Genomic DNA, 19,120 nt, shown 5'->3' with positions numbered 1-19,120 from the left:
CTAAGGGTGAGCAGCCGCTGCTCGCCTTTTGCGGTTGAAAGGGGATTCCATATGCGTCCATCGGTGCAAGAAATGATCGCGCAGTCGAAAGGTAAAAAGAACAAAAAAATAATTGAAAAAATCATACCGGTAATATTATTTTTGATTGCCTCAGTCTCCGTACTGACGACAATCGGTATTGTTTTGACATTGATTATCGAAACCATCACATTCTTTACACGCGTGCCAATCACCGATTTCTTATTCGGTACAACTTGGCTGCCATTCTCCAATAAAGAAGCCCAGTTTGGTATTTGGCCGTTAATCATCGGTACATTGAAAGTAACGTTGATCGCAGTAATTGTTGCAGTACCAATCGGCATCGGAGCTGCAATTTACCTGAGTGAATATGCCAGCGAGAATGTCCGCCGCATTGTGAAACCGGTCCTGGAAGTCCTGGCCGGAATTCCAACAATCGTTTATGGTTTCTTTGCATTAACGTTTGTGACACCGGTATTGCAGAGCTTTTTCCCAGAAATAAAGATCTTTAATGCCATATCACCGGGGATTGTGGTTGGGATTATGATCATTCCGATGATTGCTTCTTTATCTGAAGATGCAATGAGCTCTGTGCCGAAACAAATCCGTGAAGGTGCTTTAGCGATGGGCTCCACAAAGTTCGAAGTAGCGATGAAAGTGACATTGCCTGCAGCATTATCCGGAATTATGGCTTCCGTCGTACTTGCTATCTCCCGGGCAATCGGAGAAACAATGATCGTTTCCTTGGCAGCAGGATCTACGCCTAAGATGGACGGAGATTTTACCGGTTCCATCCAGACGATGACAGCTTATATTGTCCAAGTTTCAAAAGGGGATGCCGGGTATGGCACCACCATTTACTATTCCATTTACGCAGTAGGATTTACACTTTTCGTCTTTACGATGGCTATGAATATCCTCGCGGGATACGTTTCAAAACGTTTCAGAGAGGAGTATTAAGATGAGATATATTGATGAAAAAGTAGTCCTTAAACGAATGAACGGAAGAAATGCAGTTAATACGATATTCAAAGGCATTTTCATGTTGGCGACTTTAGTATCCTTATTGGTTCTGGCGATACTTCTTTACCGGATCGTCTCTCAAGGAGCCGGTCATTTGTCACTGGATTTCCTGACTAACTTTGCTTCCCGGTTCCCTGAAAAAGCAGGTATTAAAGCAGCATTGGTCGGTTCTTTATGGTTAATGGCTGTTGTAGCCCCAACATCGATCATTCTAGGCGTCGGATCTGCCATTTACTTGGAAGAATACGCAAAGAAAAACCGTATGACCGCTTTTATCCGCACGAACATTTCTAACTTGGCGGGTGTTCCTTCAGTGGTATTCGGTTTGCTCGGATTAACGATTTTTGTCCGTGCACTTTCGCTTGGCAATAGCGTTCTTGCTGCCGGATTTACAATGAGTTTGCTGATCTTGCCGGTCATCATTGTGGCTGCCCAGGAATCCATCCGTGCGATTCCTGGAGAATTGCGAGATGCCTCTTACGGAATGGGAGCCACTAAATGGCAAACCATCGTCAAAGTGATTTTACCAGCGGCGATTCCGGGTATACTAACAGGGAGTATCCTTGCTCTGTCTCGTGCAATCGGAGAAACAGCCCCATTGATCGTTATCGGCGTACCGGTCATCATTCAGTTCCTGCCTTCAGGAGTTATGGATACATTTACCGCTTTGCCAATGCAGATTTATGACTGGTCAAGCCGTCCGCAGCAGGAATTCCAAGTTGTAGCGGCCGCGGGAATCATCGTTTTGATGGTTGTCCTTCTGTTGATGAATACAGTAGCTGCTTTGATCAGAAACAAATATCAAAAACGTTATTAATCTTATTTATGCGGAAGGGGATTCACAATGACAACAGCAAGCATACAGAAAGCAAAGAACAGTTTAAACATTAAAGAGGCTGACAATAAAAAGTCTGTATATCTGACTAAACAATTAAACTTATGGTATGGTGAAAATCATGCGTTGAAAAATATTGACCTGGATATTAAAGAAAATGAAGTGACAGCGATTATCGGGCCATCCGGTTGCGGGAAATCCACTTATATCAAAACCTTAAACCGCATGGTGGAACTTGTGCCAACAGTGAAGACTTCCGGAGAAATTCTGTACCGCGACCGCAACATCTTTGATTCGGACTATGGAGTAGAAGAATTGCGGACAAGAGTCGGCATGGTTTTCCAAAAGCCGAATCCGTTCCCGAAATCAATTTATGACAATATCGCTTACGGACCACGGATCCACGGCATTAAAAACAAAAAGATTCTGGATGAAATCGTGGAAAAAAGTTTGCGCGGAGCAGCTATTTGGGATGAAGTCAAAGATCGTTTGACTGAAAATGCTTATAGTATATCAGGTGGACAGCAGCAGCGGATCTGTATCGCCCGTGCTTTGGCGATTGAACCGGATGTCATCTTGATGGATGAGCCGACATCAGCACTTGACCCGATCTCGACTTTGAAAGTGGAGGAATTGGTCCAGGAATTGAAGAAAGACTATAGCATCATCATCGTAACCCATAATATGCAGCAAGCAGCACGTATTTCAGACAAAACAGCATTCTTTTTAAATGGCGAAGTTATTGAGTACGATAAAACAGATACTATTTTCTCTAATCCAGCAGATAAACGCACGGAAGACTATATCTCTGGCCGCTTTGGCTAAGAAAGTGAGGGTTCTTTATGTCTGTACGCGAAAAGTTCGATTCTGAATTGCATAATGTAGAAGAACAATTGATTTCACTCAGTACGATGGCAGTCGCTGCCTTAACGAAATCCATCGAATCATTGTTGAACCACGATTTAGAAGCAGCACGAGAAGTGATTGAAGACGATCAAAAGATTAATGACTTGGAAGAAGAGATTAATGACCATGTCATTTTGACGATTGCTAAGCAATCTCCTGTGGCTACAGATTTAAGACGCTTGATCGTCTCAATAAAAGTGGCTACTGATATGGAACGGGTTGGCGACTACGCGGTCAATATCGCGAAAGAAACCATCCGCATAGGCAGTGATGAATTGTTGCCGCATATCCAGCAGATCAAGCAAATGCATGATTTGTCTACGGCGATGCTGTTGCAAGTTATTGAAGCTTTTGTAGAAGAAGATGTAGTCAAAGCAAAAGAAGTTGCTGAACTGGATGACCAAGTGGACCATTTATACGGGGAAGTCATTACAAAATTGATGAAAGCAAGTGTGGATCATCCTGAAAAACTCAGCCAAATCACACAGCTTGCCTTTATTTCCCGCTATATGGAACGCTCTGCTGACCATGCCACCAACATTGCAGAACAATTATTTTATCTGGTGCGCGGACAGCATTTCGATTTGAACAAGTAAAATGGTTTTCGGCGGCTAATCGGCGCCGGAAATTTTTTATTCCAGACCCTTAAAAGTTGGATACAAGCGGTAGACTTTACAGCAGAATGTGCTATAATAATTAAGTCGTATAGATCAACCGCTTATTTACAAATGATCTTTGAAAGAATTAGGAGGGATACCGATGCGTGTTAACATCACTTTAGCTTGTACAGAATGTAGCGAACGTAACTACAGCACTGTTAAAAATAAGCGCAACAACCCTGAGCGTCTTGAAATGAAAAAATATTGCTCACGTGAAAAGAAAATGACTCTACACCGTGAAACAAAGTAATTCATTGACTGCCAAAACCTTGACGGGTTTTGGCTTTTTTCTTTATGCTTAAGATATGCCTTTTATTTTTTACATAAGCAAAACCCGCTAAAACGGCAACGAAGCAACTTGTGCGATCCAGCTTTTTGGAGGCATATGGGCAAGCCGGTTTATTACATAATTTATCGCTCCAAGTCCAAAATCCTGAAGGACTATTTGTTCTGCTGCTATTAAACAGGATAGCTCCACTCCTTACTTTACATCTTCGAAGTACACATAATTGCTTATTGAGTTGAACCAATGGTCTTCAGCTGCGGATTTCCCGCAAAACGGTTCTGCTGTTTTTATCCTTAATCTAAGGAAGCTATTATCAAAAAAACGTATTAATGATGCTCTCTTTTATAGAAGTTTATTCACCGCCGGCGCGTTTAAAGGCTGGACGGAGAAATAAGACGGCCGGTCTTTCCGGCTTATTGTGTAAGTCATGCCCTAAGCGAAAAAGGGGCATGCAGAGGATTATCCTTAGTTCAACTTACTTAATGAAAAGAAATTGCATTTTTTAATGCTATTGTATGAAAAGGCATTCAAGCAGACGAGAGGAGAACAATAAATGGATAAATCAATTCAGCGTAAAAATGTTTTAGATGAAATGAATAAAATGGATTACGAAGCACATCAGGAAAAATCCCGGCTTATAGTTGGCAGATTAATGGAAGATCCCGCTTTCATTAATGCCAAAACTGTTGGCGTGACGGTTTCTGCATTTCCGGAAGTGGACACCCATGAACTTATTAGACAATGCTGGAATGCCGGTAAAAAAGTGGCTGTTCCCAAATGCTTGCGAAAAAGCCGCCAAATGGATTTTTATATCATTACGGATTTTGAGCAGTTGGAAGTGGTCTATATGCATTTGCAAGAACCGAAAGTAGAAGAGACCGAGTACGTGAAGCCTGAAGACATTGATTTATTGATCGTGCCAGGCGTGGTGTTTTCGAAAACGGGTTACCGGATCGGCTTCGGAGGCGGTTATTATGACCGCTATTTAGTGGATTATGCGGGCCTGACCCGATCACTGGCATTCGATTTGCAGCTTGCAGACTCTGTTCCTGTAGAACTCCATGATATTCCAGTGGACGCCATACATACAGAAAGCCGGTTTATTGTAGCGGAGAAGGTGGGCAGATGAAGACATTATACGATGTGATGCAGCTGCTTAAGCGGTATGGCACTGTTATCTATACAGGAGATTACAAAGCGGACCTTGACCTGATGGAAGAAGAAATCCGGGAACTTTATCGCCTTCAGTTTATTAGTGCTAAGGAATTTTCTACAGCGATGCTGATTCTCCGCCAAAAGAAAAGTCGGTAATCGTAAGAAAATTCGGAAAAAGGAACCGTAAAGAGTTTCGTGCGTCTAATAATGGGTACACTTTATGTTGAGGAAACTATAAAAATATTACAAATTTGTGTAGTGGACATAAAGGATGATTTACGATATGGTAAATTATGATTTCGAAAAAGGAGGATGTAAAGGATGTTAAAAAAAGAATGGCCAAAACATTCTATCCTTGCAATCGCCATTATAGCTACTTGGCTAAAAACTTATATCACTTATAAAACTAGTTTTTCCATATCAATTGATAATGCATTGCAAGAATTTATTTTATTTATTAATCCATTAAGCATGCTCCTGTTCGCCTACGGCATTTCGATGTTCTTTAAAAGTGAAAAAGCAAAAAATCGGTATATTGTAGCAATAGCAATTATTTCTTCTATCATTCTTTACGCCAACGTGGCTTTTTACCGATTCTTTAGCGACTTTATCACATTGCCGGTATTGTTCCAAACAGACAATTTTGGAGATTTGGGATCGAGTGCATCCGAAAGTGTATTCCTGACAGACATTGTCTATTTTACTGACGTCCTTCTTATTTTGCTGGCTATGAAAATTGTCCGTACTGGACCTTCTGCATCAGTCGGTGCAGCGGCTCAGAGAAAAGCCTATTTCATCATCTCGGCAGCCGTGCTGTTCTTTAACTTGGGCCTCTCGGAAGCAGAACGTCCGCAATTGCTGACACGCAGTTTTGACCGTGAAATGCTTGTTAAAAACATCGGCATGTACAATTATCATCTATACGATATTTATATCCAATCAAAATCACAAGCCCAGCGAGCGCTCGCAAATGGCTCGGAATTGGTCGAAGTAAATAACCACATTCGTGCAAACCAGCCAGAGCCATCAGACGAAATGTTCGGAGCGGCAGAAGGCCGGAATTTGATTGTAGTTACACTTGAATCGCTGCAGTCCTTTACGATTAACGGTGAAATGAAAGGCGAGCCGATTACGCCTTTCCTAAGTGAATTGACAAAAGATGAAGATACAATTTATTTCCCTAACTTCTACCACCAGACAGGGCTTGGGAAAACTTCCGATTCAGAATTTATCCTAGAAAATTCTCTTTATCCTTTAAGCGGCGGGGCTGTATTCTTTACGCATAGCGGAAATACGTACAACTCGATGGCAGAAAGTCTAGGCAACAGCGGCTATCATACAGCAGTCCAGCACGCCAATACAAAGAGTTTTTGGAACCGTGATATGATGTACCAGTCCTTGAACATTGATCAATTCCTGGATGTGGAAAGTTATACGATTGAAGAAGGAGACGCTGTCAACTGGGGAATGAAAGACATTCCTTTCATGGAACAATCTGTGGAACAAATGTCTGAAATGCCGCAGCCCTTCTATACCCGTCTGCTGACGTTAACTAATCACCATCCGTTCTATTTGGATGAAGAAGATAAGATGATTGACGAGTTTGATTCCAGTTCAGGTACACTGAACCGCTATTTCCAGACGGCACGTTATTTGGATGAATCCATTAAAGTCCTGTTTGACGAATTAAAAGAAAAAGGCCTGTATGAAAACTCGGTTATTGTTATGTACGGGGACCATTATGGCATCTCTGAAAACCATAATGAAGCCATGGCACAATACCTTGGAAAAGAAATTACGCCTTATGAATCCGCTCAACTGCAGAAAGTCCCGTTCTTTGTCCATATTCCAGGATACGGTGAAGGGCATATAGATGAAGAAATCGGCGGACAGATTGATATTCGCCCGACCATCATGCATTTGATGGGCTTGGAAACTGGGAAAGATATCCAGTTTGGGGGAGACTTGTTCTCTAAAGAGCATGAAGAATTCGTCGTCTTCCGGGATGGCCGTTTTATTACTGATCAGCACGTATATGCTGGCAATACCTGCTACGACATTGAGACCGGCATAGAAGCCGATATGGCAGGCTGTGAGCCTTATATTGAGTCAGCACTGATCGAACTCGAGTATTCCGAGTCGATTATCAACGGTGACCTCCTGAGGTTCTATGATGAGAAAAATGGCCAGTTGATCCTTACTGAAGAAGAGCTGGAGAAACTTGAAAAAGAGCGTCAGCAACAACAAGAACTTGAATCAGAAATCCAGAAATAAAAAAAGGGTTCCGAAAAATTTCGGAACCCTTTTTATTTTGAAGAATGTGGAACTTTAAGGTGAACTTATGAAATCACTTATTAAAGGCTGATTCTGCCATTGAAGCCATTTGCTTAGTCCATAGCCGGAACGCGGTCAATAGAGGCGCTAAGCGAGAAAAAAGGCTATTAGAGCATGCCCCCGACAATAAAAAAAGCTGATGCACGAATGCATCAGCTTTTTTAGTGATTAGTGTAGGCTTGGCGGATAACCTTGCGTAATGATAGTCGCTACTGTGAAAGCACCGAAAATCAAAAACGTACCGAAATTAAAAATCAATCCTAAAAATTGTTTGTTTTTCAAGGTTTGCACAGTGCCTACTGCTGCTAAAATAGCAATCAGCCCAAAAATAACCATAAGTAAGTTCATCTATGACACTCCCTTCACCATTAACAGCCAGTGCCGTTGCGTTCTCTTTTATTGTAAAGAATTTGCCCATGTTTGTCGAGCTCTAAAAATGTCATTCCGTTGAACAGTTGGAATGCTATAATTTAAGAGAGGTGAACAGAATGTTGAAAATCAATCAAATGGAATTGGGGCCTGTCCAGACCAATTGCTATATCATTTCAAACAGCCAAAAAGAATGCCTGATTTTTGATCCAGGGGAAGAAAGCAAAAAAATCATCGACTTTCTGAAAAAGAAAGAGCTGGAGCCAATAGCAATTTTATTGACCCATGCCCATTTCGACCATATCGGTGCCATCGATGATTTAAGGGAAGCTTATCCAATTCCAGTGTATTTGCATCGCTTGGAAAAAGACTGGCTGGGAAAACCTAATTTGAATGGTTCCGGAAAGTACGGCATGCTGCCAGATTACCGGATGAAAGATGCGGATGTGTTGCTTGATCAAGAGAAAGTGCTGGAAATCAGTACCTTTAAAATGGATGTATTCCATACTCCCGGCCATTCTCCTGGGAGTGTGACGTATTCTTTCGGCGAAGAAGGGTTTGCGATTGTAGGGGACACATTGTTCCGGGGCAGCATCGGGCGCACCAATTTGATCGACGGCTCTGAGAAAAAGCTGTTGCAGTCAATTCATGATTCTCTGCTGACATTGCCGGAGCACATGATCCTTTACCCGGGACATGGACCGGAAACGACACCTGAACATGAAAAGATGAGCAATCCATTTTTGAACGGGTTTTAAGCAAGTAAAAAGGCGGCCATAGGGGCCGCCTTTTTTGTTTTGCAAAGTTGTTGATTAATGTCCAGCACCAGGAATATGGATGAACGTAGTGTAATAAGTAAAGCCGACGAAAAACACTGTCAAGTACGCACCAAAAATGTACATGTACATGCGCTCAGAAATATTTAAGAATCCAAGAAGTACAAAAAATCCAGTATTAGCAACCATTAGCAAGGCTACTTCTACCATATCGCCTACATAAAAAAGAACTGCAAAAATCCCAGTCCACCATCCCATTAATTTAAACATCTTGTCCATGGGTAATCCCTCCTTTGCCACAAAACAATAATCTCTTGTTTATTATATAGGAGATTAAGCGATTGTGTAAACTACGAGTTGGTCTTTCTTTGTGACAAACACGTGTATTGTTCCTTCAAGCTTAACAAAGTTTTCATTCTCCTACAAGGTGTTCTGGAAAAGCAGGTTCAAAAATGAGATTTGCCCCGAAAACCGGGGGTCAAATAATTATTTTGAGGGAAAGTATTCCAATTCTTAAACCCCCTGGGTATACTATGGGGGAACAAAAAGGCGGCTTTTGTTCAATTCAAAATGGAGGTGGCTATGCAAGAAATTATTGAACGCCGATGTGCCAGCCTGCTGCAGGATGCAGTGGAAAACAGTACGACCGATATCCATATCAAACCCGAACCTGCCTGCTACACGGTTTCTTACCGCTCGTTTCAATCTCTGCGGCAAGTGACAAAACTCCCCCTTGATCTTGGTGATCGCATGATTGCCTATTTCAAATATCTTTCCCTTTTAGATATGAGCGAAAAACGAAAACCCCAAACCGGTTCTTTCCATCTTCCAATTCAAAATCATCCTTATTATTTTAGAATATCAACTCTTCCTTCCGTTTTAACTAAAGAAAGCATTGTTATCCGCGTCATGGCTGATGAAGTCGCGGAGTCGATCCACCAGCTTGCCGCCTTCAGGGATTCCGCCCGCCTGCTGGAAAAATTGGCTGAAGCGCATCAAGGCCTGATTTTGTTGACTGGTCCGACCGGCTGTGGAAAGTCGACGACATTATACTCGCTTCTGAAGCATTGCAGCGAAAAATTAAACCGCAATATCATCACGCTTGAAGATCCGGTAGAACGGAAAAATCAATCCATTCTGCAAATTCAAGTCAACGAAAAAGCTGGCCTTAGTTATGCGGCAGGATTAAAGGCGATTTTGCGCCATGATCCCGATATTATCATGATCGGTGAAATCCGCGACGCTGATACAGCACAAATAGCGGTACGTGCGGCATTGACAGGGCATCTTGTGTTTTCAACGATTCATGCGCGGCATTCAGTAGGTTGTCTTCACCGGCTTCGTGATCTTGGCATTTCGTTCGAAGACATGGCTCAAACCTTAATTGCTGTTTCTGCACAGCGCATCATTCCGGTTTATCCCGACTTGCAGCAGCCGGAGACGGCGTACCGGGCGCTCTATGAAATCTTATACGGCGAACGCTTAAATGATGCCCTGCAATCCGCCAAGGAGCATAAGAGCTATTCTTTGCCTGAACATCTATCATTCGGCGGGCAAATAAGGGAAGGAGTAAAAATCGGTGCCATTGAATCATCGTTTGAAATCAAAGCGGATCCCTATTCGTGACCGTGAACATTTTCTTTCCCGGCTGGCCATCTTGATGAGGGAAGGATATCTGCTGCCAACCGCCTTGACTCTGTTATTGCCGATGCACACCAGCAAATTGGATGAAGCATTGTCCGGCATAACCTCAATCCTGAAAAGTGGCGGACACGCCGCTGAAATCTTAAAGTTTCTCGGCTTTAAAGATCCAGTGCTGTTTCCGGTTGAAATTGCAGAACACCATGGCCGGCTGGCAGAATCGATTGAAAGCATCGCTAAAAGTTTTGCGCGTACAGAACAAGTCCAGAAAAAGCTGAAGAATATCTTGATATATCCTGTTTCGCTTTTGCTATTTACATCTGCGCTGTTTTTATTTTTCCGCACGTCTTATGTGCCGAATTTAATGGAGTTGATGAATTCTCTCCAAACCGGTGAGAATTCCGGAAGCGTGCCCACCTATTTACTGAATTTGCCTGATTTGTTCATCGGGATATTCGCAGTTATCGGTGCGTTTTCGGCTGCTTTTTGGACATTGCTCAAAAAACAGGACGTGCACCGTCAGATCCGTTGGCTGCTCAACTTTCCGGTGCTCCGGAAATTTATGAAGCTGTACTGGTCCCATCTATTGGCAAGAGAGCTCGGCACACTTTTGCACAGCGGCATTTCGCTGCAGGAATCCCTTCATTTGCTGCAGCATCAAACTTACCATTCCATCATTCAATATATGGCGAGGTCCTGCCATGAAGAAGTGGTGACGGGCAATCTGTTGTCTACAGCCCTGTCCCGTCATGCTTTTTTCGCAGATGACATGACCTCGTTTGTCCAACATGGAGAAATGACGGGCTATTTGGGCAAAGAATTGATTCTTTACAGTGAAGTGCTGATGGAGCGCATGGAACAACAGACGTCCCGGCTGCTGCGCATTATTCAGCCATCCTTTTTTGTCATGATTGCCATTTGTATTGTCGGAGCCTATCTGGCGATTTTACTGCCCATGTACAATTTAGTCCATACTATCTAAGGAGGAAAATTATGCGTATTTTAAAAAGCCATAAAGGATTTACTTTGATTGAAATGTTGATTGTCATGCTCATCATCACGGTATTGATTGCCATCGCAATTCCGAATGTCACGAAACAGACGTCGTCCGTCGATGAAAAAGGATGCAAAGCGTTTGTGCATATGGTCCAAGGCCAAGTCGAGTCATATCGCATGGATGAGAAATCAGTTCCGACAATGGCAAATCTGGTGACAGGCGGGTATTTAAAAGCGAATGAAACCACATGTCCGAACGGTGACGCGGTGGAGATTTCGGTTGATGGAGTCGTATCATCAAAAGCCTCTTAAAGGAAAAGGGATTCACATTGATTGAAATGCTGCTCGTTCTGGCAGTGTTGATGACGGTTGTCGGCATTGCCATTCCTTCTTACCGGACATTTGAAATCGACAAAGAAGAAGATCGTTTTTTTGATTTGCTGCTCCGCGATATTTATTTTGCCCAAAGTGAAAGCTATCGAACCAAAGCTCCGGTCATGGTTGTATTTCGTGAGGCAGACCATGCCTATGAAGTCATTTGGAATCTTAAGAAAGGCTTGCCTCCACGGAAATTGCCGGAGTCGATACGGATTAAAAAAACGAGCAATATCAATGGCGTGTATTTTACCGCCAATGGTTCTGTATCAAGCGCAGGCACGATGCGTTTTTCAACAAGTACTGGAGAAAAGGCGATGGTGATCCATCTGGGAAAAGGAAGGGTGGTTTTTTCTGAATGAACAAGGATTTTCCTGGGCGGAAACAATGCTGAGCCTGTTTATGCTGTTTATGTTGTTCGGCACGTTGCTGCCTATGATGCATCAGTTGCAGCATTCTCTGCATTTGAAGAAAGAGCGGTTGATCGCTTATGAAACCTTGCATGAAGGTGCGAAAGAAATGCACTCGCTGAACATTTTGCAGGGAGAGAGGCGTGTGAACGGAGTGACTTACAGCTGGGAGATGGCTGACAAGCTTTGTGTCAGCTATCAAAATTATAAACAAACAAATGAAACGATATGCATCGAATAAAACGGCTTGATAACAAAGGGTTCGCGTTTCTTAATTCACTTTTTGAATTGCTGCTGCTCATGATTTTTTTACCGCTTATTGTGCTGTTTTTCAGTTATATGCTGACTTTCGGAAGAGAAACAGATGCCAAACTTGCGGAGTGGCATTTGTTCAGCGTGGATTTGCAAACATATCTGACAAGCATTGATTCGATTCAAACCATTAATAATGGGGGAGGGATCCGTATTGTTCAACAGGGCATTGAATACGATATTGAATCATTCGAATACTACGTGCGAAAGCAAAAGTTCAAGCAAGGACATGAGATCATGCTGACCAATGTAATGAAATGCCGTTTTGAAATCTCAGGGTCCAAGCTTTCCGTCCGGGCAGAATTTACAAATGGCATTGTTGAGGAGGCTGAATATGTGGTTACTCCTCCTTAAGTCCGATAAAGGCGCCTTGTATCCCACTTCTGCCGTCTTTTTCCTATCGGCTCTGCTCTTGCTTTCCCATGGATTGTCTGTCTATTCTATCCAATACAAAACATATGATGGATTGGAAAATATGCATAGACATGCTACGATACAACTACTAATGGTAATTGAGCAAAATAAAATGCCTGAGCAGTAGGGGAGTATTGGGTGGTAAGATGAAAAGAATATATTTAGTCGGATTTATGGGCTGCGGCAAAAGTGCGGTAGGCAGAAGGCTCAGTTTTTTATTGAAACTGCCCTTTTATGATATGGATAAGGAAATAGTCCGGCAGACCGGTAAAACAATACCGGAAATTTTTGAGCAATGCGGGGAAGCGTATTTTCGAGACCTGGAAACTCAGTTTTTGAAAAATCACAGCCATGATAATTGCATCATTTCTACCGGCGGTGGCGTGCCTTTGCGTGAAGTGAACCGCAAAATCATGCGCGAAACGGGATTAGTGCTCTTTTTAGATGCTCCTTTCAGGGAAATTTGGCGGAGGATCCACAAAGATGTTAACCGGCCGATTGTCAGAAATTCGACAAGGGAAGAAATAGAAGCCTTGTTCAAATCGCGCTACCGCCACTATAAAGCTGCTGCCCATATTACAATCCGAACGGAATTTCGTACCTTGCGGCAAATCACACAATATGCCGCTTTTCAAGTGAATCGGTTAAAAGGCGAACGATAAGAAGGGATACCGCGATATCGTTCGTATTTGTAATCGCAAAACAAAATTGATTGCGCTTCAAGTCTTTCAATGTTAGGATATAGTCAAAGTTATACTATTCTGTATAACGGTTTGGACCAAATGATTCGATTTGGGCGGATGATTGTACGGGGAGAGAACGCGAAAGCGTCGCCGAAGGAGCAAATAACAGGATGTTATGAATCTCTCAGGCAAAAAGACTCGTGCAGGACGCATCTCTGGAGAACGCTGCTGTGCAGCTACCAAAGAGGAAAGCCGTAAGGTAAACTTTCAGGTTCCAGGACAGAGATTTCCCTTTTTAAGGGGAATCTCTGTCTTTTTTTGTGGAATTTGATTATTGGAGGAGGAAAATGAATGAGTGAAATGACAGGGCAATTACAGCGTACACCTCTTTTTGAGGCATACTCGAAGTATGGCGGGAAGACAATCGATTTTGGCGGTTGGGAACTTCCGGTGCAATTTTCAAGCATCAAAGAAGAACATGAAGCAGTTCGGACAAAAGCTGGGCTTTTTGATGTTTCGCATATGGGCGAAATCATGGTGACGGGTTCTGGAAGCCTGGAGTTTTTGCAGTATCTGGTGTCCAATGATGTCTCTAAAATCAAAGACGGCCAAGCCCAATATTCGGCGATGTGCTATGAGAATGGCGGCGTTGTTGATGATTTGCTGGTTTATAAAATCAGTGATGAGCGCTATATGCTGGTTGTTAATGCATCTAATATCGAAAAGGATTTCCAATGGATGCAAGAGGCGGCATTTGGTGATGTCCAGCTTGATAACCAGTCCGATCAATTCGGTTTATTAGCTCTTCAAGGACCTTTGGCTGAAACGGTATTGCAGCGCTTAACTGAAGAAGACCTTACTGAAATCAAAGCTTTCCGCTTTAAAACGGATGTTTCAGTCGGCGGGTATCCAGTCATCGTTTCCCGGACCGGTTATACAGGGGAAGACGGTTTTGAAATTTACGCGGACGCGGAAGCTACAGTTGCGCTTTGGGACAAAATCTTATCCGAAGGCGAAAAAGACGGCGTTTTGCCATGTGGTCTGGGAGCACGGGATACCTTGCGCTTTGAAGCATGTCTGGCGTTATATGGACAAGAATTGTCTAAAGATATAACGCCGCTTGAAGCTGGCTTGAATTTCGTGGTGAAATTGAAGAAAGAGTCCGATTTCATCGGGAAGGAAGCTTTGGCCGCCCAGAAAGAAAACGGAGTACCTCGCAAGCTTGTCGGAATCGAAATGATTGATAAAGGCATCCCGCGCCACGGCTATCCGGTTTATGCAGATGGCAAACACATCGGGGAAGTTACGTCAGGCACACAGTCACCGACTCTTAAGAAGAATATCGGATTGGTTCTGGTTTCTACTGATTTTGCTGAACTTGGAACAGAAGTTGAAATTGAAATCCGCAATAAACGCCTGAAAGCGAAAATAGTTGAAACGCCGTTTTATAAACGCACTAAATAATCTTATTTGAAAAGGGGACCGCATTCCATGAAACATCGCTATCTACCCATGACGTCTCAAGACGAAAAAGACATGCTGGACGTAATCGGCATCGAGTCGATTGATGAATTATTTGCAGACATTCCTGAAAAAGTCCGTTTTAAAGGCGAATATAATATCAAAGCGGCCAAATCCGAATCTTCACTATTAAAGGAATTGGCGCAATTAGCAGCAAAAAACGCTGATTCAAACCGTTTTGCTTCGTTTTTGGGAGCAGGGGTTTACGACCATTACAAGCCGATCATTGTCGATCATGTCATTTCGCGTTCTGAATTCTACACGGCTTATACGCCTTACCAGCCGGAAATTTCCCAAGGAGAATTGCAGGCGATTTTTGAATTCCAGACGATGATCAGTGAACTGACTGGAATGGATCTTGCCAACTCTTCCATGTATGACGGTGGAACGGCATTGGCTGAAGCAGGGATGTTAGCTGCGGGGCATACTCGCCGCAAAAAAATCCTTGTGTCACGCGCTGTCCATCCGGAATCACGCGACGTAGTCCGCAGCTATGCTTTAGGGCAATCGATCGAAGTGGAAGAAATTCCATTGAAAGATGGCCATACAGATCTTGAAGCATTGAAAAACATGATCAATGATGATGTAGCGGCTGTTATGATCCAATATCCGAACTTCTTTGGACAAGTGGAAGACCTGGCTTCTTTTGAACCGGTTATCCATGAGGCAGGCGCATTGTTTGCGGTATCTGCCAATCCTTTGTCCCTGGGTGCATTGACTTCTCCAGGTGAACTTGGGGCCGATATCACAGTAGGGGATGCGCAGCCGTTCGGAATCGCAGAAGCTTTCGGCGGACCTCATTGCGGTTATTTTGCCGTAACTAAAAAGTTGATGAGAAAAGTTCCTGGCCGTTTAGTCGGGGAAACGGTTGATGAAGACGGTCGACGCGGTTTCGTATTGACATTGCAGGCGCGCGAACAGCATATCCGCCGTGATAAAGCGACTTCTAATATTTGTTCAAACCAAGCGTTGAATGCATTGGCTGCCTCTGTTGCCATGACAGCACTCGGAAAAGTCGGCACAAAGCATATAGCGGTACAAAACATCACTAAAACGTATTACATGAAACAGCAATTGAAAAAAGCAGGATTTGACATTGCGTTCGAAGGTGCTCATTTCAATGAAATCGTTGTGAAAACAAAAGCTCCGGTCAAAGAAGTCAATGCGGGATTGCTTGAAAAAGGTATTATCGGCGGCTATGATCTTGGCCGCAGTTACGAAGAATTAGAAGGACATATGCTTGTTGCTGTAACTGAGCAGCGCACAAAAGAAGAAATCGATGCATTCGTGCAGGAAGTTGCTGCATCAGTGCAGGAAATGGGGGCTACTCATGCATAAAGACAATCAACCGCTCATTTTTGAAATGACGAAAGAAGGCCGCATCGGCTATAGCCTGCCGGATCTTGACGTTCCGGAAATCGATTTGAACGACGTCTTGCCACAAGGCTTGATCCGCGAAAAAGCAGCTGAGCTGCCTGAAGTGTCGGAACTGGATATCATGCGCCATTACACGGCTTTATCAAAGCGTAACCACGGGGTCGATTCAGGTTTTTATCCGCTTGGCTCCTGCACGATGAAATACAACCCGAAAATCAACGAATCAGTTGCGCGGTTCCCTGGATTTGCGAATATCCACCCGCTGCAGGACGAATCAACTGTCCAAGGCGCAATGGAACTGTTATTCGATTTGCAGGAGCATTTGAAGGAAATCACGGGCATGGATGAAGTGACACTTCAACCAGCTGCCGGTGCACAAGGCGAGTGGACAGGCTTGATGATGATCCGTGCCTACCACGAGTCTAGAGGCGATCTCAACCGCACAAAAGTCATCGTTCCCGATTCTGCACACGGCACAAATCCAGCTTCTGCTACAGTTGCCGGCTTTGAGACGGTGACAGTAAAATCAAACGAACATGGCTTAGTGGACCTTGAAGACTTGAAACGCGTTGTCGGAAAAGATACGGCTGCCTTGATGCTGACCAATCCAAATACACTTGGCTTATTTGAAGAGCAGATTCTTGAAATGGCTGCCATTATCCACGAAGTCGGCGGCAAATTGTATTATGATGGCGCCAACTTGAACGCAGTTATGTCGAAAGCGCGCCCTGGAGACATGGGCTTTGACGTCGTGCATTTAAACTTGCACAAAACTTTCACTGGCCCACACGGCGGCGGCGGCCCTGGTTCAGGACCTGTAGGCGTTAAAAAGGATTTGATTCCTTACTTGCCGAAACCGGTTTTGGTGAAAACAGAAGAAGGGTTGACATTCGATTACAACCGCCCGGAATCCATTGGACGCGTCAAGCCATTCTATGGCAACTTTGGCATCAATGTGCGCGCTTATACGTATATCCGCTCCATGGGGCCGGACGGCTTAAAAGCTGTAACCGAATATGCTGTGTTAAACGCCAATTACATGATGCGCAGACTGGCACCACATTTCGACTTACCGTATGACCGCCATTGCAAACACGAATTTGTATTGAGCGGCCGCCGCCAGAAGAAACTCGGCGTGCGCACATTGGATATGGCCAAACGCCTGCTTGATTTCGGCTACCATCCGCCGACGATCTACTTCCCGTTAAATGTGGAAGAAGGCATGATGATCGAACCGACAGAAACCGAGTCAAAAGAAACCTTGGATGCGTTTATCGACGCGATGATCCAAATCGCTAAAGAAGTGGAAGACAATCCAGAAATCGTCCAGAATGCGCCGCATACGACGGTTATCAAACGGCTAGATGAAGCGCAGGCAGCCCGTAAGCCAGTGCTCCGCTACACGAAAGCTGAATAGAATAATGAAAAGCCCGCTTGAAAGTAATTACTTTCAAGCGGGCTTTTTTGTTTTGGCAATAGTTTTAAAATCCAATAGGCGAATCGGTTTCTTCCCAGTTGTTCTGCTCGGTCCGTTTGTTTTGCTTTTGGAGCTCGCGTATACGTTTCTCGTATCCTGAATCCCCTTCATAAAGCCAATTGAGGGCAGAGGACATATAAAGCTCATTGAGCTGTGAAATGGATAAGCCTTTTGTCAGTTTTGCCATTTCGTCGATTTCTTCTTCGGTGAAAATCGATTTGACATCAAGCTTCCGCAAATATTGCTTCCGCAGCTTTTTATCCGGCGCAGGAATTTCGTAAGCCCGGTCAAAACGCCCTGCACGATTGATTAATGCGGGGTCGATTCGTTCTGGATAATTCGTCGTTCCGATGATAAACAAGCCTTCGCGCGATTGTGTGCCGTCGAGCGTGTTGAGGAACACAGAGCGCATGAACTCCGGCATCGAATCGATATCTTCGATGACAAGAATGGCCGGAGCCAGCCTGGAGACGATGCCGAACACTTCCTGGACGGTGTAGCTATTTGTGTGTTCAGTAATCTGCCAGTAAACGACTGGCGCTTCAGTGGATCCGGTGATGGACTTGACCAGCGTCGTTTTGCCGTTGCCCGGTGAGCCATAAAGCAAAATGCCGCGTTTAAATGGCACACCGAAGTCTTTGAAAAACTGGCCGCCTTTTCTGAAAAATTCATCGATGGAACGGAATATGTCTTGTTTCACGCTTTCTTCGAGCATGACGTCTTGCCGGGAAACGATGGCCATCTCGCCGTAATTGCGCCGTTTGACGCCATCTTCAGCGTCTACCAGAAACGTGATGTTGTTCATCAGTGTCTGGCGCAGCATTTCATTTGTATCTTCGAGAAATTGGAAGGCGCCTTCAATGGACTTTGCAAAGCACTGAAATTCAGGCCAGCTATTGTCGGAGGTGGTGTAAAAAGGCAATTGCGTCAGCGCCACTTCATGCTTGGGAAAATAGATCAGCCGATTTTCAAAGGTCTCTTGGATCTTTAGGTTTCCACTATGCAAATCATCAGAGGTATTGCCGATTTTACCCATCGGACGTGCTTCGTATATGAAAGACAGTGTTTCATATACCAACTGGCCATTCTCCATCATATCAAGCAAGTATGTATAAAGCTGAGTGATGGTTTCAGTTATATCGATATGCATCCATGCCCCTGGCGACCGCTCGTCAAGCTGATCGAAAATACGTGCAGATACCGCGGCGACGTCAGCATAATGCGGCAAAGTTTCGCGGATTGTATGGTGATGCGGAAATAAGATCGTTGGTTTCATATCGGTCCCTCTTTTCATTTAATGGAGTTTGAATCAGGTAGAAAAAAAGTCTTTCCGATGTGGAAAGACTTATATTAGGCTGCTGAAGTTTCTGGAAAGTTTATTTATCCTGTCCATTTCACTATGCTTTGCGCTCAAGGCAGGCGTTTCCAGAGGGCGGTCCGGGAGAGTTTCCCCACCGGCTTCGAAAACATGGCGCTGCTGTTTCTGTATCGCGGGAGTCGCCGCCTTTTAAAAAGATTTTTAGTGTTGGTTCTTGCTCGCCGTATGTGGAGCA

The 19,120-nt window shown here is 44.0% G+C and carries 22 protein-coding genes and 1 riboswitch; of the genes, 19 read left to right on the top strand and 3 right to left on the bottom strand.

Annotated features, from left to right (window positions below):
- Positions 1 to 51: 51 nt before the first annotated feature.
- From pstC to AC3AQ9_RS05745, 8 genes are all read left to right on the top strand, one after another.
- A complete protein-coding gene (gene pstC / locus AC3AQ9_RS05780) occupies positions 52 to 978 on the top strand; it encodes a phosphate ABC transporter permease subunit PstC (RefSeq protein WP_488306478.1) in 927 nt (308 codons plus the stop codon).
- A 1-nt stretch (position 979) separates the two neighbouring features.
- Positions 980 to 1,858 (top strand): phosphate ABC transporter permease PstA, encoded by an 879-nt coding sequence (pstA, locus tag AC3AQ9_RS05775; protein WP_488306477.1) that lies wholly within the window; start codon positions 980 to 982, stop codon positions 1,856 to 1,858.
- Positions 1,859 to 1,885: 27 nt separating this feature from the next.
- Complete coding sequence (pstB, locus tag AC3AQ9_RS05770) at positions 1,886 to 2,701, top strand: phosphate ABC transporter ATP-binding protein PstB (RefSeq protein ID WP_488306476.1); 816 nt, start codon at positions 1,886 to 1,888, stop codon at positions 2,699 to 2,701.
- 17 nt (positions 2,702 to 2,718) lie between these two features.
- Positions 2,719 to 3,378 carry a phosphate signaling complex protein PhoU gene (phoU, locus tag AC3AQ9_RS05765; protein WP_488306475.1) on the top strand — a complete coding sequence of 220 codons (660 nt, stop codon included), beginning with the start codon at positions 2,719 to 2,721 and terminating at the stop codon, positions 3,376 to 3,378.
- Between the two features lie 163 nt (positions 3,379 to 3,541).
- Positions 3,542 to 3,691 (top strand): 50S ribosomal protein L33, encoded by a 150-nt coding sequence (gene rpmG, locus AC3AQ9_RS05760; protein WP_036809376.1) that lies wholly within the window; start codon positions 3,542 to 3,544, stop codon positions 3,689 to 3,691.
- A gap of 589 nt (positions 3,692 to 4,280) precedes the next feature.
- A complete protein-coding gene (locus AC3AQ9_RS05755) occupies positions 4,281 to 4,856 on the top strand; it encodes a 5-formyltetrahydrofolate cyclo-ligase (protein WP_488306474.1) in 576 nt (191 codons plus the stop codon).
- Positions 4,853 to 5,038: a YqgQ family protein gene (locus AC3AQ9_RS05750; RefSeq protein WP_488306473.1), complete on the top strand. Its 186-nt coding sequence runs from the start codon at positions 4,853 to 4,855 to the stop codon at positions 5,036 to 5,038. Before AC3AQ9_RS05755 ends, AC3AQ9_RS05750 begins: the two co-directional genes overlap by 4 nt.
- Before the next feature lie 165 nt (positions 5,039 to 5,203).
- The gene (locus tag AC3AQ9_RS05745) at positions 5,204 to 7,156 is read left to right on the top strand and encodes an LTA synthase family protein (protein WP_488306472.1); all 1,953 of its coding nucleotides are present in this window, start codon (positions 5,204 to 5,206) and stop codon (positions 7,154 to 7,156) included.
- 228 nt (positions 7,157 to 7,384) lie between these two features.
- On the opposite strand, the gene AC3AQ9_RS05740 is transcribed toward AC3AQ9_RS05745, so the two are convergent.
- A complete protein-coding gene (locus AC3AQ9_RS05740) occupies positions 7,385 to 7,564 on the bottom strand; it encodes a DUF2759 domain-containing protein (protein ID WP_300992679.1) in 180 nt (59 codons plus the stop codon).
- Positions 7,565 to 7,704: 140 nt separating this feature from the next.
- On the opposite strand from AC3AQ9_RS05740, the gene AC3AQ9_RS05735 reads away from it, so the two are divergent.
- A complete protein-coding gene (locus tag AC3AQ9_RS05735) occupies positions 7,705 to 8,343 on the top strand; it encodes an MBL fold metallo-hydrolase (protein WP_488306471.1) in 639 nt (212 codons plus the stop codon).
- Positions 8,344 to 8,397: 54 nt separating this feature from the next.
- Here the strand turns inward: AC3AQ9_RS05735 and AC3AQ9_RS05730 are convergent, their stop codons facing one another.
- Positions 8,398 to 8,640, bottom strand: a complete 243-nt coding sequence (locus AC3AQ9_RS05730; protein WP_300992684.1) for a DUF2626 domain-containing protein — start codon at positions 8,638 to 8,640, stop codon at positions 8,398 to 8,400.
- 303 nt (positions 8,641 to 8,943) lie between these two features.
- Between AC3AQ9_RS05730 and comGA the strand changes: the two genes are divergently transcribed.
- From comGA to gcvPB, 10 genes are all read left to right on the top strand, one after another.
- Positions 8,944 to 9,987: a competence type IV pilus ATPase ComGA gene (gene comGA / locus AC3AQ9_RS05725; RefSeq protein ID WP_488306470.1), complete on the top strand. Its 1,044-nt coding sequence runs from the start codon at positions 8,944 to 8,946 to the stop codon at positions 9,985 to 9,987.
- Positions 9,941 to 10,984 (top strand): competence type IV pilus assembly protein ComGB, encoded by a 1,044-nt coding sequence (comGB, locus tag AC3AQ9_RS05720; RefSeq protein ID WP_488306469.1) that lies wholly within the window; start codon positions 9,941 to 9,943, stop codon positions 10,982 to 10,984. The genes comGA and comGB overlap by 47 nt, the downstream gene beginning before the upstream one ends.
- A gap of 11 nt (positions 10,985 to 10,995) precedes the next feature.
- The gene (comGC, locus tag AC3AQ9_RS05715) at positions 10,996 to 11,310 is read left to right on the top strand and encodes a competence type IV pilus major pilin ComGC (protein WP_488306468.1); all 315 of its coding nucleotides are present in this window, start codon (positions 10,996 to 10,998) and stop codon (positions 11,308 to 11,310) included.
- Entirely contained in the window at positions 11,292 to 11,735 is a 444-nt protein-coding gene (gene comGD / locus AC3AQ9_RS05710; RefSeq protein WP_488306837.1) for a competence type IV pilus minor pilin ComGD, read from the top strand. Before comGC ends, comGD begins: the two co-directional genes overlap by 19 nt.
- Before the next feature lie 25 nt (positions 11,736 to 11,760).
- Positions 11,761 to 12,024: a hypothetical protein gene (locus AC3AQ9_RS05705; RefSeq protein WP_488306467.1), complete on the top strand. Its 264-nt coding sequence runs from the start codon at positions 11,761 to 11,763 to the stop codon at positions 12,022 to 12,024.
- Positions 12,012 to 12,449: a competence type IV pilus minor pilin ComGF gene (gene comGF / locus AC3AQ9_RS05700; protein WP_488306466.1), complete on the top strand. Its 438-nt coding sequence runs from the start codon at positions 12,012 to 12,014 to the stop codon at positions 12,447 to 12,449. The genes AC3AQ9_RS05705 and comGF overlap by 13 nt, the downstream gene beginning before the upstream one ends.
- Before the next feature lie 206 nt (positions 12,450 to 12,655).
- A complete protein-coding gene (locus tag AC3AQ9_RS05695) occupies positions 12,656 to 13,171 on the top strand; it encodes a shikimate kinase (RefSeq protein ID WP_488306465.1) in 516 nt (171 codons plus the stop codon).
- Positions 13,172 to 13,309: 138 nt separating this feature from the next.
- Positions 13,310 to 13,402, top strand: a riboswitch (glycine riboswitch).
- Between the two features lie 150 nt (positions 13,403 to 13,552).
- On the top strand, positions 13,553 to 14,656 hold the full coding sequence (gene gcvT, locus AC3AQ9_RS05690; protein WP_488306836.1) for a glycine cleavage system aminomethyltransferase GcvT: 1,104 nt from the start codon (positions 13,553 to 13,555) through the stop codon (positions 14,654 to 14,656).
- Between the two features lie 27 nt (positions 14,657 to 14,683).
- The gene (gene gcvPA / locus AC3AQ9_RS05685; protein ID WP_488306464.1) at positions 14,684 to 16,051 is read left to right on the top strand and encodes an aminomethyl-transferring glycine dehydrogenase subunit GcvPA; all 1,368 of its coding nucleotides are present in this window, start codon (positions 14,684 to 14,686) and stop codon (positions 16,049 to 16,051) included.
- A complete protein-coding gene (gene gcvPB, locus AC3AQ9_RS05680; RefSeq protein WP_488306463.1) occupies positions 16,044 to 17,507 on the top strand; it encodes an aminomethyl-transferring glycine dehydrogenase subunit GcvPB in 1,464 nt (487 codons plus the stop codon). The genes gcvPA and gcvPB overlap by 8 nt, the downstream gene beginning before the upstream one ends.
- Before the next feature lie 64 nt (positions 17,508 to 17,571).
- Here gcvPB and AC3AQ9_RS05675 read toward each other — a convergent pair whose 3' ends face one another.
- Positions 17,572 to 18,843 (bottom strand): AAA family ATPase, encoded by a 1,272-nt coding sequence (locus AC3AQ9_RS05675; RefSeq protein ID WP_488306462.1) that lies wholly within the window; start codon positions 18,841 to 18,843, stop codon positions 17,572 to 17,574.
- Between the last annotated feature and the right edge of the window lie 277 nt (positions 18,844 to 19,120).

Source organism: Planococcus sp. VCh962 (genome assembly GCF_057748275.1).
Note: the sequence above shows the minus strand (reverse complement) of the source record. Positions and strands in the feature narration are given on the sequence as shown.

What these genes read in the sequence shown, in the direction of transcription:
- AC3AQ9_RS05705 (WP_488306467.1), top strand. Translation starts at nt 11,761, where the DNA reads ATGCTGAGCCTGTTTATGCTGTTTATGTTGTTCGGCACGTTGCTGCCT.
- pstA (WP_488306477.1), top strand. Translation starts at nt 980, where the DNA reads ATGAGATATATTGATGAAAAAGTAGTCCTTAAACGAATGAACGGAAGA.
- AC3AQ9_RS05695 (WP_488306465.1), top strand. Translation starts at nt 12,656, where the DNA reads ATGAAAAGAATATATTTAGTCGGATTTATGGGCTGCGGCAAAAGTGCG.
- pstC (WP_488306478.1), top strand. Translation starts at nt 52, where the DNA reads ATGCGTCCATCGGTGCAAGAAATGATCGCGCAGTCGAAAGGTAAAAAG.
- phoU (WP_488306475.1), top strand. Translation starts at nt 2,719, where the DNA reads ATGTCTGTACGCGAAAAGTTCGATTCTGAATTGCATAATGTAGAAGAA.
- AC3AQ9_RS05675 (WP_488306462.1), bottom strand. Translation starts at nt 18,843, where the DNA reads ATGAAACCAACGATCTTATTTCCGCATCACCATACAATCCGCGAAACT.
- gcvPB (WP_488306463.1), top strand. Translation starts at nt 16,044, where the DNA reads ATGCATAAAGACAATCAACCGCTCATTTTTGAAATGACGAAAGAAGGC.
- gcvPA (WP_488306464.1), top strand. Translation starts at nt 14,684, where the DNA reads ATGAAACATCGCTATCTACCCATGACGTCTCAAGACGAAAAAGACATG.
- comGA (WP_488306470.1), top strand. Translation starts at nt 8,944, where the DNA reads ATGCAAGAAATTATTGAACGCCGATGTGCCAGCCTGCTGCAGGATGCA.
- comGF (WP_488306466.1), top strand. Translation starts at nt 12,012, where the DNA reads ATGCATCGAATAAAACGGCTTGATAACAAAGGGTTCGCGTTTCTTAAT.
- AC3AQ9_RS05735 (WP_488306471.1), top strand. Translation starts at nt 7,705, where the DNA reads ATGTTGAAAATCAATCAAATGGAATTGGGGCCTGTCCAGACCAATTGC.
- comGC (WP_488306468.1), top strand. Translation starts at nt 10,996, where the DNA reads ATGCGTATTTTAAAAAGCCATAAAGGATTTACTTTGATTGAAATGTTG.
- AC3AQ9_RS05755 (WP_488306474.1), top strand. Translation starts at nt 4,281, where the DNA reads ATGGATAAATCAATTCAGCGTAAAAATGTTTTAGATGAAATGAATAAA.
- pstB (WP_488306476.1), top strand. Translation starts at nt 1,886, where the DNA reads ATGACAACAGCAAGCATACAGAAAGCAAAGAACAGTTTAAACATTAAA.
- AC3AQ9_RS05750 (WP_488306473.1), top strand. Translation starts at nt 4,853, where the DNA reads ATGAAGACATTATACGATGTGATGCAGCTGCTTAAGCGGTATGGCACT.
- gcvT (WP_488306836.1), top strand. Translation starts at nt 13,553, where the DNA reads ATGACAGGGCAATTACAGCGTACACCTCTTTTTGAGGCATACTCGAAG.
- AC3AQ9_RS05740 (WP_300992679.1), bottom strand. Translation starts at nt 7,564, where the DNA reads ATGAACTTACTTATGGTTATTTTTGGGCTGATTGCTATTTTAGCAGCA.
- rpmG (WP_036809376.1), top strand. Translation starts at nt 3,542, where the DNA reads ATGCGTGTTAACATCACTTTAGCTTGTACAGAATGTAGCGAACGTAAC.
- AC3AQ9_RS05730 (WP_300992684.1), bottom strand. Translation starts at nt 8,640, where the DNA reads ATGGACAAGATGTTTAAATTAATGGGATGGTGGACTGGGATTTTTGCA.
- AC3AQ9_RS05745 (WP_488306472.1), top strand. Translation starts at nt 5,204, where the DNA reads ATGTTAAAAAAAGAATGGCCAAAACATTCTATCCTTGCAATCGCCATT.